This window comes from Microbacterium sp. GXF6406, from assembly GCF_054798215.1.
Window position 1 is genome coordinate 1 of record NZ_JBSJZH010000072.1, and the last position, 594, is coordinate 594.

Consider the following 594-nt stretch of genomic DNA (forward strand, 5'->3'; position numbering starts at 1 on the left):
TGACGGCGCTCACTGAAATTCCTCAGTTCTGCTCATCGAAGTTCCCCACCCTGGGTCGCTCCGCCGCATGAGGCGGGCCTTCCTCGATGCTGGTGGTCTCTGACCACACACCAGCCCGAGGAAGGCCCTGTTTCTCATGCTCTCAGAGAGGAGCAGCGTGGACATCCACGCTCTGAAACGGCAGGGGATGACGATCAGCGAGATCGCCCGCCGCACCAACCATGACCGCAAGACCATCCGCGCGTATCTGAACGGTGAGCGCACGCCCGGTAAGCGTGAGCGCTCCGTACCCGACGCGTTTGAACCGTTCGTCGACTACGTCGCCGCGAGACTCGTCGAGGACCCGCACCTGTGGGCGGTGACGCTGCTGGACGAGCTGCGCCCGCTCGGTTATGAGGGGTCGTATCCGACGTTGACGCGGCAGATCCGCGCCCGTGGGCTGAGGCCTGCTTGCACCGCGTGCGCGCACGTCACCAAACGCGCGAACGCGGTCATCGAGCACCCGCCTGGTGAGGAAACCCAGTTCGACTGGGTCGAGATGCCGGACCCGCCTGAGCATTGGGGGTTCGGGCGGAAGAGCGCGTATGTCCTGGT

At 65.0% G+C, this 594-nt stretch carries 1 pseudogene; it reads left to right on the plus strand.

The window, feature by feature from the left end:
- Positions 1-187: 187 nt before the first annotated feature.
- Positions 188-594: pseudogene (locus ACWAUG_RS13650) on the plus strand (IS21 family transposase); the annotation flags it as partial.